Genomic DNA, 16,003 nt, shown 5'->3' with positions numbered 1-16,003 from the left:
GGATTTTTGTGGAGAGCATTGTTAGTTTTGGGATTATTTCTGTATTAATAGTCGTTGCTCCTTTTCTTAGTAGTATCTTACGACTTCCTTTGGTTGTAACAGAAATAATGCTTGGTGCAATAGCATTTTATTTTGGTTTATTTTCACATTCTCAATCATTAGAATTTATGGCACATATCGGATTTTTGTTTTTGATGTTTTTGTGCGGATTGGAGGTGAATCTAAAAGCATTAAAAGAACTTGGAGCTTCATTTTTAAAATCAGCCCTCTCATATTTGTTTATAATGTATGCTTTAGCATTGCTTTATGTATGGTATATGGACATTAGCATATTTTATGTAGCTGCATTGTCTGTTATGAGTTTAGGCATGATAATGATGCTAATTAAAGAATATCCAAAAAACACAGACTGGTTACAATTATCACTAAATATTGGAATCTTAGGAGAATTAATCAGCATAATTATACTTGTTATAATAAATGGTAGCTATTCTTATGGGCTAACTTGGAAGCTATATGAGACACTGCTTATATTGTTTTTGTTTTTGACTGCGATTGTTGGAATATTTAAAATAGCTGATATTTTATTTTGGTGGTTTCCTACATTGAAATTTATGCTAATGCCACAAGAATCTAGCAAAAATCAAGATATAAGATTTAGCTCTATGTTGTTTTTAGTTATGATAGGGATTGTAACTTTGCTTGGACTTGAATCTGTCTTAGGTGCATTTTTAGCAGGAATGATTCTAGCTACATATTTTCACTATCATAGCCAACTAGCAGAAAAGCTAAATGACTTTGGGTTTGGATTTTTTATACCTTTATTTTTTATATATGTTGGCTCTACACTAGATTTGGAGCTAATAGTAGAGCACCCTTATTTATTCTCAAATGTATTTCAGATAATACTTGTAATGGTATTAATACGAACTATTGGTGCATTGCTTATATATAAGAAATATTTTGCTTCTTATAAAAAAGTATTATTGCTTGGCTTTAGCCATGCTATGCCACTTACATTTTTAGTAGCCACTGCACAATTAGGAAAACAATTTAATGTAATAAACAATGAAGAATATTACACATTTATCCTAGCAGCATTACTAGAAGGAATCTTGTTGATACTATGTATTAAATTTATTGCAAATTTCAAATTCATAAAGGAAAAAAGGTGAAGATTCTACTTTACACATTACTGATAATTATTTTTGCAGGTTGTAGCACAAAGCAATATATCCCACAACAAAACACAAAGATGGAAGTTGGCTATTTGGTGCAAGTAGGTAGCTTCAAAAACCCAAACAACGCATGGAGATTCGTAGATAAGTTAAATAAAAACGGATTAGAAGCATTTTTGTTTAACGACAATGGATTTTATAAAGTTAGATTCGGAAATTATAGAAGCATAAATGAGGCAACAAAAGAAGCACAAAGATACAAAAAAAGAGGATATTTTAAAGATTTTTTTATCATTAATCCAACAAAAATGATAGCAAACAAAAAACACAGCACAAGTGAATTAAGAGAGGAGCTTAAAAAAAGCACATATGGATATATAGGAGTGCCATATAAATGGGGAGGCACTTCAGAGAGTGGCTTTGATTGCAGTGGGCTTACATACACGGTATATAGGCTAAATGGAATTGATATACCTAGAAACTCTCTACTTCAATTTAATTCTGGCAAAAAAGTCCAAAGAAACAATTTACAAATTGGCGATTTGGTGTTTTTCTCTATAAACAAAAAAAGAGTAGATCATGTAGGCGTGTATGTTGGAGATAATAAATTCATACATGCTCCAAGCAAAGGCAAAAAAGTGCAAGTCGCTAAATTAGACTCTCAATTTTGGTCGTCGCGATACAAAGGTGCTAGAGACTACACAAAATAATTTATGCTACAATAAACAATTGCTTAAGGTTTAAGCACACAGCACTTCTAATGCTTCTTACAATATTCTTTGTGTAATTATTTAAATTGCTGTTTTAAAATTTTTGATTTGGAGAAACTATGAAATTGGCTTTTTTGCCCATTATTGCTGGGGTAATTTTTGGTGTTACAGCACCCATTTTAGTATATTTTGGGAATCCCGGAAATATGGGAATGTGTGCCGCATGTTTTACTAGAGATATTGCAGGTGCGATAAGTTTACATCAAATAGGGACTTTACAATATATAAGACCCGAGATTATTGGTTTGATATTTGGTGCTTTGATTGCTTCATTTATATTTGGTGAGTTTAGAGCTAGAAGCGGTTCTGCACCTATTGTTAGATTCATGCTTGGTGCATTTGCCATGATTGGGGCTTTAGTATTTTTAGGTTGTCCATGGAGAATGTGGCTTAGGCTAAGCGGAGGTGATTTAAGTGCAATTGCTGGAATCTTTGGCTTTTTAGCTGGAGTTATAATAGGGCTTGTGTTTTTAAAAAGAGGCTTTTCACTTGGTAGGAATCGCCCTACAAGCAAGATAGTTGGACTAGCATTTCCTATTTTTGCATTTATATTATTTGCTCTTTTAATGTGGGGTGTTTTTGATAACAATACACTTATAAAGGAATCCACCAAAGGTCCTGCTTCACAACACGCACCACTTATAATATCGCTAATAGCTGGGCTAGTGCTAGGCGGAATCTTTCAAAGAAGTAGATTTTGCACTATTGCAGCCTTTAGAGATAGTATATTATTTAAAGATACTCACATGCTGCAAGGAATAATAGCACTAATAATAGTAGCAGCTATAACAAACATGGCACTTGGTAGCTTTCATCTGGGATTTATAAATCAACCAATAGCACATAATGATACTATTTGGAATTTTTTAGGAATGCTCCTATCTAGTCTTGCATTCACTTTAGCAGGTGGTTGTCCGGGGAGGCAATTAGTCTTAGCCGGTGAAGGAGATGGCGATGCTGGAGTGTTTGTGTTTGGATTGCTCTTTGGTGCTGCATTTGCACATAATTTTGCAATTGCAAGCTCTCCTGCTGGAATCACTGCTAATGCACCTATAACCGTTATTTTAGGTATTATATTTTGTCTTATTGTTGCTATATTTGCTAAAGAGAGGAGAGTTTAATGGAAGAATTAGATGTAAGAGGGCTATCATGCCCTGAACCTGTGCTACAACTAAAACCACTAATTGATAAAAATGTAGAGACAATAAAGATTCTGTGCAGTTGTGGAACTTCTAGTGAAAATATTCAAAGAATAGCAAAGAATCACAACTATGAAGTAAATATATTAGAAAATGGCGAAGATTGCGTGTATTTGCTAAATAAAAAGGAAGTGCTTGGATAAAAAGCTAGTATATTTTGATAATGCTTCAACTAGCTTTCCAAAAGCTCCTATATTACAAGAATCTTTTTACAACTTTTTAGATAATGCGGGGGTAAATGCTAGTAGGGGCGTATATTCTTTAGCACTAGAATCTGGCAGGATTCTGCATAGATGCAGATTATTGCTATCACAATTAGTCAGCACAGAACCAAAGAGAATTTTATTCCACCTAAATGCAACACATGCAATAAATGTAGCATTGCAAGGCTTCTTAAAAAGAGGAGATATTGTAGTTACAACACAAATGGAGCATAATGCAATAAAACGCACACTAAATGCATTAAAAGAAAAAATAGGGATAGAAATTAGAGAAATTACCACAGATGAATTTGGAAATATCTCTCTACAAAGCGCAAAAGAACTCTGCAAAGGTGCTAGAATGCTTGCATGTGTGCATGTAAATAATGTAAATGGTGCAACAATCCCACTAGAAGAATTAAGCCAAATTGCAAAAGATGAGAATCTATGCTTCTTGCTTGATGCTAGTCAGAGTGTAGGTGTGTTGCCTGTGGATAATATTTTAAAAAAGGTAGATTTAATAGCATTTAGCGGACATAAGGGGCTTTTATCAACTATGGGTGTTGGGGTTTTGGGCTTAAGCAAGGAATTTGATGAAGATTTACTAGAACCACTCATATTTGGTGGAACTGGAAGTTTGAGCGAAGAAGAATATCAGCCAAGATTCTTACCTGATAAATTCGAAAGCGGAACTATCAATATGCATGGGATTACAAATTTAAAAGATTCGCTAGAGTGGATTTATAGTTATGGAATTTATAATATTTATAATCACAAAGCAAATTTAAAAGAATATTTATATGAAAAATTACAGACAATAAATAATATTAATATATACTCCACACAAGGCACAAGTGGTGCTAACCTATCTTTTATCATCAAAAACAAAAGTATTTCTGATGTTGAATTCTTGCTTAGTGATACTTATAATATATGCACAAGAATCGGACTTCACTGCTCCCCTGCTACACACAAATGCCTAGATACTCTAAAATATGGTGGCACAATTAGAGTTAGCATTGGAGCATTTAATACAAAAGATGAGATAGACTATTTAATTTATGCAATTAAAGAAATAGAGGCGAAATAGTGATAAGTGGATATATTTTAGTATATAGCAGTGCTGATGCATTCTATGCAGAAGAAATTTTTAAAACACATAATATAAACATAAAACTAATGCCAACTCCTAGAGAGCTAAGTAGCGATTGTGGAGTTTGTATATATTTTGAGATAGAATCTATTGATAAAATACATCTTGTATTAAATGACAAAAATTTAGAATACGAAATAAAACTAAAATAAGGATTTTTATGAAAACAATAGGAATTATCGGCGGAATGAGTTTTGAGAGCACTCTTAGCTACTATCAAGGTATAAACGAGCTAGTAAGAAAGAATCTAGGTGGGCTAAACTCCGCTAAAATCGCACTTCTTAGTCTAAATTTTGAAGAAATCGCAAAATTACAAAGAGAAAATAAATGGCAAGAGAGTGCAGAGATTCTAAGTAAAGCAGCATTGAGTTTAGAAAAAATAGGAGTAGATTTTATACTAATTGCTACAAACACAATGCACAAAGTATTGCCAATTATTACACAACAAGTTAAAACTCCTTTTATCCATATAGCAGAATCTCTTGGAGAAGAGTTAAAAAATAACAATATAAAAAAAGCATTACTTCTAGGCACGAAATTTACTATGAGTGAGAGCTTTTATAAAGATATTTTGCAGAACTTTAAAATAGAGACAATAATCCCAAATAATGAAGAAATGGAAATTGTAAATTCAATTATATTTGATGAACTATGTCAAGGAAAGGTTTTAGAAGATTCTAAAAAGAAATATTTACAAATCATAGAATCCTATAAAGAAGCAGAAGCAGTAATCTTAGGTTGCACAGAAATTGGTATGCTTATACAAGAGCAAGATTGCAAAATAAAACTCTTTGATACAACCAAAATACACATTAAAAAGGCGGTCGAGCTTGCATTGAAATAATATACACTCATAAATATTTAGCATTTTGTTATTATAAAACTTGACAATGATTGACTAAGGTTATATAATGCTTGTAAATTTAACTTATCCATAGGAGGATATTATGAATTTACTAGAGAAATTAACCAACCAAATGCAAGAAGCACTAGAACAAGGTGCTTCACTAGCTTTGCATAATAAAAACCAAGAAATACAAAGCATACATCTTTTTTGGGCTATGCTAACCAATACAAACTCTCTTCTAAACCAAGCACTAAACCGCCTAAATATTGACAAAAATGCACTAGAGCTTGAAGCACAAAGCATAGCAAAAACACTCCCACAAAGCTCAAATGTCAGCAAAGATAATCTAAAAATAAGTAGAGAGCTAAGCGAATCTCTAAGCAAGGCTGAAGGCTTAGCTACAAAAATGGGAGATAGCTATATTGCCATTGATTGCTTTATAAACTCCAGCCTAAATGATGAGCCAATTAAAAGCTTGTTTGCGAAATTTTTAGACATAAATGAGCTAAAAAAGACAATAGAATCTATGCGTGGTGGCGCTAAGATTGATAGCAAAAGTGCAGATGAAAACTTAGAATCTTTAGAAAAATTTGGCATTGATTTAACACAAAAAGCACTAGAAGGAAAGCTAGACCCAGTAATTGGGAGAGATGAAGAAATCACACATATGATGCAAATCCTAATAAGAAAGACAAAAAACAATCCTATCTTACTTGGCGAACCCGGAGTTGGGAAAACTGCAGTTGTAGAGGGCTTAGCACAAAGAATCATCAAAAAAGAAGTCCCGCTATCACTGCAAAACAAAAAGGTAGTTGCCCTTGATATGAGTGCATTAATCGCAGGTGCAAAGTATAGAGGAGAGTTTGAAGATAGACTTAAAAAAGTCATCGATGAAGTTAAAAAAAGTGGAAATATTATTTTGTTTATTGATGAGATTCACACTATTGTTGGAGCTGGGGCAAGTGAAGGAAGTATGGATGCAGCAAATATCCTAAAACCTGCCCTTGCAAGAGGAGAACTCCACACAATAGGTGCTACAACGCTTAAAGAATATAGAAAATATTTTGAAAAAGATGCAGCATTACAGAGGAGATTCCAACCTGTAAATCTAAATGAGCCAAGCGTAAATGAAGCCTTACAAATCCTGCGTGGCATAAAAGAAAGACTTGAAGCTCATCATAATGTAAGCATACATGATGGTGCATTAGTTGCAGCAGCAAAGCTAAGTAATCGCTATATCACTGATAGATTCTTACCTGATAAAGCAATTGACTTAATAGACGAAGCAGCAGCAGAGCTAAAAATGCAAATAGAATCTGAACCAAGCGAACTCTCAAAAGTAAAAAGAGAAATAGAAAGCTTGCAAGTAGAAAAAGAAGCACTGCTTATGGAAAAAAGCGAGAGAAATAACGCAAGATTAGATGAGATAAACAAAGAGCTAAGCAACAAAGAAGAGCAAAAAAACGCACTTTTAGCACAATTTGAAAACGAAAAACAAGTTTTTAATGCAATAGCAAAGATTAAAAGTGAAATAGATTCTCTAAAAACTCAAAGTGAGTTAGCAAAGCGAAATAGCGACTTTAATAAAGCAGCTGAAATTGATTATGGAAAGATTCCAGAGCTTGAAAAGGAGTTAGCAAACCAAAATGAAAAATGGGAAAAAATGCAAGAGAGTGGTACACTTCTAAGAAATGCAGTAACTCCAGAATCTATCGCATCAGTAGTTAGCAGATGGACACAAATCCCAATAAAGAAAATGCTACAAGATGAAAAAGACAGGATCTTAGGCATAGAAGATGAGCTAAAAAAAGATGTAGTAGGACAAGATAAAGCACTAAAGGCAATAGCTATGGCTATAAAGAGAAATAAAGCAGGATTAAGTGAGTTAAATAGACCTATTGGAAGCTTTTTATTCTTAGGACCTACGGGAGTTGGAAAGACAGAATCAGCTAAAACTCTAGCTAGATTCCTCTTTGATAGTGAGAAAAATCTAATAAGAATCGATATGAGCGAATATATGGAAAAGCACGCAGCCTCTCGCCTTGTAGGAGCACCTCCGGGATATGTAGGCTATGAAGAAGGCGGACAACTAACAGAAGCAATAAGGAGAAAGCCTTATAGCGTGGTGCTTTTTGATGAGATAGAAAAGGCACACCCAGATGTATTTAACATGCTTCTTCAAGTGCTTGATGATGGAAGGCTAACGGATAATAAAGGTGTAACTATTGATTTTAGAAACACAATTATTATCCTAACAAGCAATATTGCAAGTGATAAGATTTTAGAAATTAGCGATGAAGCGACAAGGGAAAAGTCAGTGCACGAAGCATTAAAAGGATATTTTAAGCCCGAATTTTTAAACCGATTAGATGATATTATTATCTTTAACCCTCTAGGATTGGAGCAAATTACGCATATTGTGGATATTCTCTTTAAAAATATCCAAAAGAAAGTAAGTGAAAGAGGCATAAGCTTAGAGCTAGAATCTAGTGCAAAAGAATTTATAGCAAAAGTTGGCTTTGACCCTATCTATGGTGCTAGACCGCTAAAGAGGGCATTATATGAAGAGATAGAAGATAGATTAGCAGAACTCATCTTAGAAGGGAAAGTCAAAGAAGATAGCAAAGTTAGCTTCTATACAGAAAATGATGAAATAAAGGTAAAAATAAACTAAGCGTGGGAATCCCCACGCAAACTTGTCATCTAAATAGATTCTAAAGTAAAACTATCTTTTGTTATAATTACTAAAAGCTAGAATAAAGGGCGTATATGTTTAATGGCAAGAGCATTTTAATTACCGGTGGAACTGGGAGCTTTGGTAAGCAATACACAAAAACACTACTTGAGAGATACAAACCCAAAAAAATAGTCATCTTCTCTAGAGATGAGTTAAAGCAATATGAAATGGCACAAACTTATAATGATTCTTGTATGAGATATTTTCTAGGTGATGTAAGAGATGAAAATAGACTAAAAGAAGCAACAATAGGAATCGACTACATAATCCATGCAGCAGCATTAAAGCAAGTCCCAGCAGCAGAATACAATCCAACAGAATGTATAAAAACAAATATCTATGGCGCACAAAATGTAATTAGTGCTGCACTAGCAAACAATGTCCAAAAAGTAATAGCACTATCCACAGATAAAGCCGCAAATCCAATAAACTTATATGGCGCAACAAAACTAGCAAGTGATAAATTATTTGTAGCAGCAAACAACATAGCAGGGCTTAGACAAACTAGATTTTCGGTTGTTAGATATGGCAATGTTATAGGCTCTCGAGGTTCTGTTGTACCATTATTTTTAAAGTTAATTAACGATGGTGCAAAAAAGATTCCAATAACTGATGTTGAGATGACTAGATTTATGATTACATTGCAACAAGGCGTGGATTTTGTACTAAAAAACTTTGAAAGAATGTTTGGAGGTGAGACATTTATACCAAAGATTCCATCAATGAAAATAACAGAAGTAGCAAATGCTCTAGCACCAAACTTGCCACACAAGATAATAGGGATAAGACCGGGAGAGAAGATTCACGAAATAATGTGTCCTAGTGATGATTCTCACATTACTTATGAGTTTAGCGATCATTTTGTAATAGCACCAACAATACAATTTAGCTTTATAACTGACTTTAGCAAAAATGCACTCGGAGAGTGCGGGAATCTCGTAAAAAGAGGCTTTGAATATAACTCTGGCACAAATACACAATGGCTAAGCAAAGAGGAGTTTTTAGAGCTAATTAAATAAAGTTTAGGGGGATTTATGGACTTTATACCTTATGGGAAACAAGAAATATTACAAGAAGACATCGATAGTGTTGTTAGTGTTTTAAAATCACCATTTATAACTCAAGGTCCAAAAGTATTAGAGTTTGAAGAAAAAGTAGCAAAATATGTGCATGCAAAATATGCCATAAGCACAAATAGTGCAACTTCTGCATTGCATATTGCATGTCTTGCTTTGGGACTTAAAAAGGGTGATTTTCTATGGACTAGCCCTATTAGCTTTGTTGCTTCTAGCAATTGCGGGGTTTATTGTGATGCTAAGGTTGATTTTATAGATATAAATTCAAAGACATACAACATAGATATAGACTATTTAGAATCTAAACTTAAAAAAACAAAAAAACATAAACTCCCAAAAGTAATTGTAGCTGTGCATTTTGCTGGACAAAGTTGCGACATGGAGGCTTTATATAAACTATCATTAAGATATGGATTTAAAATCATTGAAGATGCCTCACATGCATTAGGTGGGAGATATAGGGGAGATAAAATTGGTGGTTGCAGATATAGCGATATATCTATCTTTAGCTTCCACCCAGTAAAACCAATCACAACAGGGGAAGGCGGGATAGCAACGACAAACAATCAAGCACTAGCTAAAAAAATGCAAATACTAAGAAGCCATGGCATCACAAAAAACATAGAAGAGTTTGATAATCCTAAAAAAGATTCTCCTTGGTATTACGAACAACAAATCTTGGGATTCAACTATCGCTTAAATGATATATCAGCATCTTTAGGAATCTCTCAATTAGAAAGACTAGATTCATACACATACAAGCGAAACAAAATTGCAGAAAAATACAACAAAAAGCTAGAACACTTGGAAGTAATCACTCCATTTGTTACATCTTACAACTATAGTGCATACCACTTATACCCTATTTTGCTTACAAAAAATAGCGAAATATCACGAAAAAAATTAGTAAAAAAATTCCTAGATTCAAAAATAGGAGTGCAAATACACTATATCCCCATACATTTACAACCATTCTATGCAAGATTTGGCTTTAAGAAGGGTGATTTTAAAGAAGCAGAAAAATATTATAAACACACTATATCTTTACCTATATTCCCAAGCCTTAGCGATGATGAGCAAGATAGGGTGATTAAAATATTAGAACAATGTGTAGCAAAAAAATAAATAGCATCTGCATAATACCTGCTAGAGGTGGAAGCAAAAGAATCCCTAAAAAAAATATCAAAGATTTTTTAGGTAAGCCAATAATTGCATATAGTATAGATAATGCAATCAAAAGTGGAATCTTTGATGCAGTATATGTATCAAGTGATGATGATGAGATTTTAGAAGTTGGATTAAAATTTGGTGCAACCCCGTTAAAGAGAGATTCTAAGTTAAGCGATGATTATACTGGCACAAGAGAAGTAATAGAAGATGCGATAAACAAGCTAAGCTTCAGTGGTATTGCATGCTGTTTATATGCAACAGCACCACTTCTAAAAAGCGAAAAACTAAAAGAAGCATTTAATGTCGTTGATGATAATTATGTGCTTAGCGTTGTAGAATATAGCTATTCTCCATTGAGATCATTTATGATACAAAATGGCAAAAATGAAATGTTGTTTAAAGATAGGTTCAATATGCGTTCTCAAGACCTAAATAGCATATATCATGATGCAGGACAATTTTATTTTGCTAAAAGTAGCACATGGATTACTAAGCATAATATATTTGAAGATTCTAAAAGCATAATATTAGACGAGCTAGAAGTACAAGACATAGACACTCTAAATGACTGGAAATTAGCAGAAATGAAATATTCACTGCTATACAGATAATGGTATAAATAATTGAGGTATATTTGTAAGATGAGTGCTTAGATTCTCAACATTTGTTAATGATCTCCATATAGGCTTTTTTGCTTCTTCTTTTTTAAGAGGTATTATTTGGATTGTATGCTTTTCGTTATTTAGCCATATTATTGGGTTTAGTGTGTTTGAGGTTATTGTTTCTATCTTTTTTTCGAATATTTTTGCGATTCTATTGTAGTAATCTATCGCATCTTTATGATACTTTGAATCTATATCAAAATCATATAGCTTGATTTTCACTCCTATTTGCGTAGAAAAGTCAAACACAACAGATGATATTTTTTCAGATTCTTGTATTTTATCCGGTATTACAACTGCACTATCTGTAAGCTCATATAAAGGCGTGTTACCAAGCTTTAAGAGAGGAATCCCTAAATCAAATAAAAATCTTTTGCTAGTAGCAAAAAGTCGACTATTTAAAATAATTAGTCCTATATTTTTATTAGCCCTATCCCTGTTTATTATTTTCTTTAACGAGGTTTCATAATATTCTATATGCCATGTGACGTTCTCTTTATTTAGGTTTTCATTTGTTTTTATATTTTGTAAATCATCAAAATTAGCTGGATTAAAAAAACACAAATGGAATCTCTTGTTTTTAAATTTATTAAAAAGCCATAAACCTTGATCAATAATTAACTGCAAATTCTCATTATCTTGCAAATCACAATAAAGCACGACATCTCTGCCAAACGGTGTTGGGAACTGCCCTATTTCATCTTTGATCCTATAATATATGTCCCATAATATCTTGGGTTCTCCAACTAAAAGCAAAGAATCGTTTGGAAAAATTACGCTTGAATTTATTGGCAACAAAAAATCATTGTTTCTATAAATTGCAACTATCTTCCACTTTTTTTGTTTTATAGATCCTATTGCCCTATATGCATATGGACTACCTGAAGGCACACTTACCTGCATTATCTCACCTTGACCTAAGCCTATATACTTTGCAGTTCTAGGGACATTTGGGAATCTCTCAAAGAGCTTAGCACTAAGGACACTTGATTCATCTACCACAGTAAGCATTGAATCTTCGCCTTTTAACTCTATCTTACCAAGCATTGTGATTTGTATGTTTTTACTATAATTCCTAATAGTTTCATAAATAATATCCCTATCGTCATTTACTATAATGTAACAATCAGTAATCTGCGGATCTAGTATTTCTCTTAATTTTCTAGTTGAGCTTGGATCAAAGTTGTGATTTTCAACATAATCACTGCTTATATCTGGCAGCAACAATGGATCTTGTGATACAAAAATCTGATAATTTTGCTCTATATGCTTACTGCTTAGTGTCATTACAAATTCTTTTGCTACAATTCCATCTAAAATAAGCAGTATTTTTCGCATATATTCCCCTAAAAATCGTTTGCAAAAATTTAGCAAAAAAAGGTTGAAAATGATATTTAATTTGCAAAAAGTAGATGGCAATGCTAGAGCCGGGACTTTAAACCTACCACACGGAATAGTAAATACACCAGTTTTTATGCCTGTAGGCACACAAGCCAGCATTAAGGCACTAGACTTTAAAGATATGCTAGAACTAAATACACAAATCATTCTTGCAAACACTTATCACTTATATCTTCGTCCGGGAGAAAAAATAGTAAAAGATTTAGGAGGATTGCATGGTTTTAGCAAATTTCCAAATAATTTTCTAACAGACAGCGGTGGATTCCAAGCATTTAGCCTATCAAATAATGTAAAAATAAACGATGAAGGAATAATTTTTAAAAGCCACATTGATGGGAGCAAGCATCTATTTACCCCTAAAAAAGTGCTAGAGATAGAATATGACTTAAATAGTGATATTATGATGATTTTAGATGATTTAGTAGGGCTTCCAGCAACAAAAGAAAGACTAAGAGAATCTATAAACAGAACCACAAAATGGGCAAAAGAAGCAATAGAATTCCACAACCAAACAAAACAACAAAGAGAAGTGGAAAATAAAATCTTTGCCATAGTGCAAGGTGGGGTGGACATGGAGTTTAGAACAGCAAGCGCTAGGGATTTGACATCACTTTGTGATTTTGACGGATATGCAATAGGTGGTCTAGCAGTAGGTGAGCCAAACTCTCAAATGTATGACACAATAGAATTTACAACACCTCTATTGCCAAGAGATAAACCACGATATTTAATGGGAGTTGGAACTCCACAAGATATAGTTGAGGCAATCAAAAGAGGGGTTGATATGTTTGATTGTGTAATGCCAACTAGAAACGCAAGAAATGGCACACTTTTTACAAATTTTGGCAAAATATCTATAAAATCACCAAAATACAAGACAGATTCAAGCCCAGTTGATACAAAATGTTCTTGCTATACATGTAAAAATCATAGCAGAGCATATTTGCACCACTTATTTAAAGCAGGGGAGATAAGTTATTTTAGACTTGCAAGCATTCACAATATCGCATATTACTTAAGCCTAACTACAAGAGCTAGAGAAGCGATATTAAACAATAACTTTGAATCTTTTTATAAACAATTTTACGATTCATTAGAAAAGTAAAAAGAATATCAACAAAGTTTATTAAAGCATTTAAATAATATAATCAAATTTATTTTTGGTTTTTGTGAGGTTATAGAATTGTTAGAATGGAATGAAGAATTTGGTATAAAAAATCAACACTTAGACGAACAACATAAAAAATTCCTACAACGAATCTTAGAAGCATACGAACTATCACAAAGCAAATCAGAGGCTAAAAAATCTGCACTAGTATCGTTAATTGGAGTTGTAACAGAAGAGCTAAAAGAGCACTTCAAAGATGAAGAAACATACATGAAGCATACTAGCTATCCATTCTTAGAATCCCATGCTACACTCCATAAAGAAATGCTAGTAAATATAAGCAAATTATCTACAAATATAGATGATGTAGATGTCGCTGGAACAGAATTTTATGAGTTTTTAAAATCATGGTTTATAACGCATGTATTAGGAGAAGACAAACAAATAGAATCTTATAGAAACAGACTAAGAGATGTAAAAGAGATTCCGTATAGCCTTGAAACCCAAACAAGCATACTAGCTGAAAGCCATGACATAGAAAACGAGCCAAAATATTTATATATCTGCTTATGCCATTTAAAAGAATTTGAAGTATGTGAAGCACTACATAAACTAATGCAAACAGAAAGCACATTCATTCGTTGCAAAACATGCAAACAACCTCTAATACACAGAGATGATTCACTAGATGATGAAGATAATTTTGAAACATTAGCAAAAAAATATTTTAAACAATTCTAGGGATAAAAAATGAGGTTTGCACCAAAAGGATTCAAAACTTTTAATGATGTTAGCAATCTAAAAAATCTACTAATAGAACAAAAAAAGCAATTTCAATGCGAAATTGACTTTTATTTACTTGAAGTAAAAACAATATACGCAAAAAAAGGCGAAACTAAATATAAATCAATAGCAGATATAGGAATCTTCAACAAAAATTCTAACTTTATTTCAAACATAACCATAAGGCAACTTTACAAAATAGAAATATGCAAAAAAGAAGAAAAGCCACCTAGGACATTTGGATTTAAGCTATTCCCCGGTGAGAACACAACGCTTAGAGCAATACTCCTATGCAATAATCAAATAAAATATCACAAGGATATAAAAAGCGAGATATACCAAGAGCTATACAAAACAATGATTTTACAAGGCTACTTGGTAGGGATTCGAGAATATGGCAAACTATCCTTACAAATCGATAAATTTATAAAGGATTTAGAAAACAAAAAAATAGAACCAAAGACGATATTAAATATCGGTGTTGGCGTAGCTAGCAAAGAAGGTAGAAGTGGCGATATTAAAATCTATCATGAGCTAAAAAGCGAATCTGAAATAAATGGAGAAGAAAATACTAGCGAAGAATTTAGCCCAAGACTATGTATAAATGCAGTCAGAAAAGGCGATTTGCTATTTGAATACATAAAACCAATAAGTGGCAACATAGGAAGAGACTTAAAAGGAGAAATCCTTCCTATAAAACAAATAGTGACAAATACTCCAAAAATAGATTCAACTATAAGACTAAGGGAAGATACGCAAATAATAAAATATCAAGCAGGCAAAGACGGATTCTTCAAAGAAGTAGCACCACTTAGCTTTAGCATTGTAGATGAGCTAGATATGAATCAGCCAAAAGAGGGCGGAGCAAAAACCCTAAATATGAGTGGTTCTACACATTCTAACTCAAAAATAACAACAGATATTGCATATATAGATTCTCATAGAGGTTCTATAAAGGCGAATGTAGTAGTAATTGATGTGCTCGAAAAGGGTGTTGTAGAGGCAAAAGTTGCATACATTAACAACACTCTTGGCGGGACGATTATTGCAGATTACATATACATAAAAGAGGTTCGATCATATAATGAAATATATCCTAGGTACTCTCTAATAGTTGATAACATAGTTGGTGAGCATAATACATTTGAGCTAAACCCTACTAAGTTTGCATTCTCAAGACGTGATAGAGTAGAGTATGTGATGCTATCAGACCAAATAAGAATAAGACTAAGACATTTAAAGAAATTAATGGACGAGGTATATTCATATCTATTAGCTTCGCAGGGCAAAACACACAAAATAAAGCAAGACAATAAAGATGAAAAGTTACCTAAGAATCTGCAAAGCATAGTTGATCAATACGATAAATCACTTGAAAGATATCAACAATATTTAGAAGAATACAGAGAAATTGCAAATCTATACTATACAAATGAAGTTAGACTAAAAAATATAGATGAAGCGGCATTAAAAACAAAAATGATAATAAGGGGCGACATTTCTGAAGCAGAAACCATTGTTAAATTCAAAATATATAATGGCAATAGAGAAGAGCTACTAAAGTCTGTTCTCAGCAAAGAAGCTCCAGCCAAATTGCTAGAAGTAATCAAAGATGGTGATTTTTATAGGCTAAAAAGCGAAGATTCTTATGATCCAAACTATCTACAATGGATAGAAAAGCTAAAGCCACCAAAACCAGATTAATGCTACATAGGGGGG

15 protein-coding genes are annotated in these 16,003 nt (G+C 33.0%); 14 read left to right on the top strand and 1 reads right to left on the bottom strand.

Annotated features, from left to right (window positions below; translation table 11 throughout):
* The first annotated feature begins 8 nt into the window (after positions 1 to 8).
* From PF021_RS06435 to pseF, 11 genes are all read left to right on the top strand, one after another.
* A complete protein-coding gene (locus tag PF021_RS06435; RefSeq protein ID WP_271021654.1) occupies positions 9 to 1,175 on the top strand; it encodes a cation:proton antiporter in 1,167 nt (388 codons plus the stop codon).
* A complete protein-coding gene (locus PF021_RS06430; RefSeq protein WP_271021653.1) occupies positions 1,172 to 1,888 on the top strand; it encodes an NlpC/P60 family protein in 717 nt (238 codons plus the stop codon). Before PF021_RS06435 ends, PF021_RS06430 begins: the two co-directional genes overlap by 4 nt.
* Before the next feature lie 119 nt (positions 1,889 to 2,007).
* The gene (gene yedE / locus PF021_RS06425; RefSeq protein ID WP_271021652.1) at positions 2,008 to 3,069 is read left to right on the top strand and encodes a YedE family putative selenium transporter; all 1,062 of its coding nucleotides are present in this window, start codon (positions 2,008 to 2,010) and stop codon (positions 3,067 to 3,069) included.
* The gene (locus PF021_RS06420; protein ID WP_271021651.1) at positions 3,069 to 3,290 is read left to right on the top strand and encodes a sulfurtransferase TusA family protein; all 222 of its coding nucleotides are present in this window, start codon (positions 3,069 to 3,071) and stop codon (positions 3,288 to 3,290) included. Before yedE ends, PF021_RS06420 begins: the two co-directional genes overlap by 1 nt.
* On the top strand, positions 3,283 to 4,437 hold the full coding sequence (locus tag PF021_RS06415; RefSeq protein WP_271021650.1) for an aminotransferase class V-fold PLP-dependent enzyme: 1,155 nt from the start codon (positions 3,283 to 3,285) through the stop codon (positions 4,435 to 4,437). Before PF021_RS06420 ends, PF021_RS06415 begins: the two co-directional genes overlap by 8 nt.
* Positions 4,437 to 4,652, top strand: coding sequence for a DUF3343 domain-containing protein (locus PF021_RS06410; protein ID WP_271021649.1), 216 nt, complete (start codon positions 4,437 to 4,439; stop codon positions 4,650 to 4,652). Before PF021_RS06415 ends, PF021_RS06410 begins: the two co-directional genes overlap by 1 nt.
* Positions 4,653 to 4,660: 8 nt before the next feature.
* Positions 4,661 to 5,344: an aspartate/glutamate racemase family protein gene (locus PF021_RS06405; protein WP_271021648.1), complete on the top strand. Its 684-nt coding sequence runs from the start codon at positions 4,661 to 4,663 to the stop codon at positions 5,342 to 5,344.
* Between the two features lie 103 nt (positions 5,345 to 5,447).
* Positions 5,448 to 8,021, top strand: coding sequence for an ATP-dependent Clp protease ATP-binding subunit (locus PF021_RS06400; RefSeq protein WP_271021647.1), 2,574 nt, complete (start codon positions 5,448 to 5,450; stop codon positions 8,019 to 8,021).
* A 95-nt stretch (positions 8,022 to 8,116) separates the two neighbouring features.
* On the top strand, positions 8,117 to 9,103 hold the full coding sequence (gene pseB / locus PF021_RS06395; protein WP_271021646.1) for a UDP-N-acetylglucosamine 4,6-dehydratase (inverting): 987 nt from the start codon (positions 8,117 to 8,119) through the stop codon (positions 9,101 to 9,103).
* 15 nt (positions 9,104 to 9,118) lie between these two features.
* The gene (gene pseC / locus PF021_RS06390; RefSeq protein ID WP_271021645.1) at positions 9,119 to 10,285 is read left to right on the top strand and encodes a UDP-4-amino-4,6-dideoxy-N-acetyl-beta-L-altrosamine transaminase; all 1,167 of its coding nucleotides are present in this window, start codon (positions 9,119 to 9,121) and stop codon (positions 10,283 to 10,285) included.
* On the top strand, positions 10,267 to 10,941 hold the full coding sequence (gene pseF, locus PF021_RS06385; RefSeq protein ID WP_271021644.1) for a pseudaminic acid cytidylyltransferase: 675 nt from the start codon (positions 10,267 to 10,269) through the stop codon (positions 10,939 to 10,941). Before pseC ends, pseF begins: the two co-directional genes overlap by 19 nt.
* On the opposite strand, the gene PF021_RS06380 is transcribed toward pseF, so the two are convergent.
* Positions 10,930 to 12,330, bottom strand: coding sequence for a TrkA C-terminal domain-containing protein (locus PF021_RS06380; RefSeq protein WP_271021643.1), 1,401 nt, complete (start codon positions 12,328 to 12,330; stop codon positions 10,930 to 10,932). The two genes, pseF and PF021_RS06380, sit on opposite strands and share 12 nt — an antisense overlap.
* Positions 12,331 to 12,379: 49 nt before the next feature.
* On the opposite strand from PF021_RS06380, the gene tgt reads away from it, so the two are divergent.
* From tgt to PF021_RS06365, 3 genes are all read left to right on the top strand, one after another.
* Positions 12,380 to 13,498, top strand: coding sequence for a tRNA guanosine(34) transglycosylase Tgt (gene tgt, locus PF021_RS06375; RefSeq protein WP_271021642.1), 1,119 nt, complete (start codon positions 12,380 to 12,382; stop codon positions 13,496 to 13,498).
* A 78-nt stretch (positions 13,499 to 13,576) separates the two neighbouring features.
* Positions 13,577 to 14,242 (top strand): bacteriohemerythrin, encoded by a 666-nt coding sequence (locus PF021_RS06370; protein ID WP_271021641.1) that lies wholly within the window; start codon positions 13,577 to 13,579, stop codon positions 14,240 to 14,242.
* A 9-nt stretch (positions 14,243 to 14,251) separates the two neighbouring features.
* Complete coding sequence (locus tag PF021_RS06365) at positions 14,252 to 15,988, top strand: flagellar assembly protein A (RefSeq protein WP_271021640.1); 1,737 nt, start codon at positions 14,252 to 14,254, stop codon at positions 15,986 to 15,988.
* The last annotated feature ends 15 nt before the right edge of the window (positions 15,989 to 16,003 follow it).

It is taken from the genome of Helicobacter ibis (genome assembly GCF_027859255.1).
Taxonomy (GTDB): domain Bacteria; phylum Campylobacterota; class Campylobacteria; order Campylobacterales; family Helicobacteraceae; genus Helicobacter_D; species Helicobacter_D ibis.
This window is presented reverse-complemented; position numbering and strand designations above follow the sequence as displayed.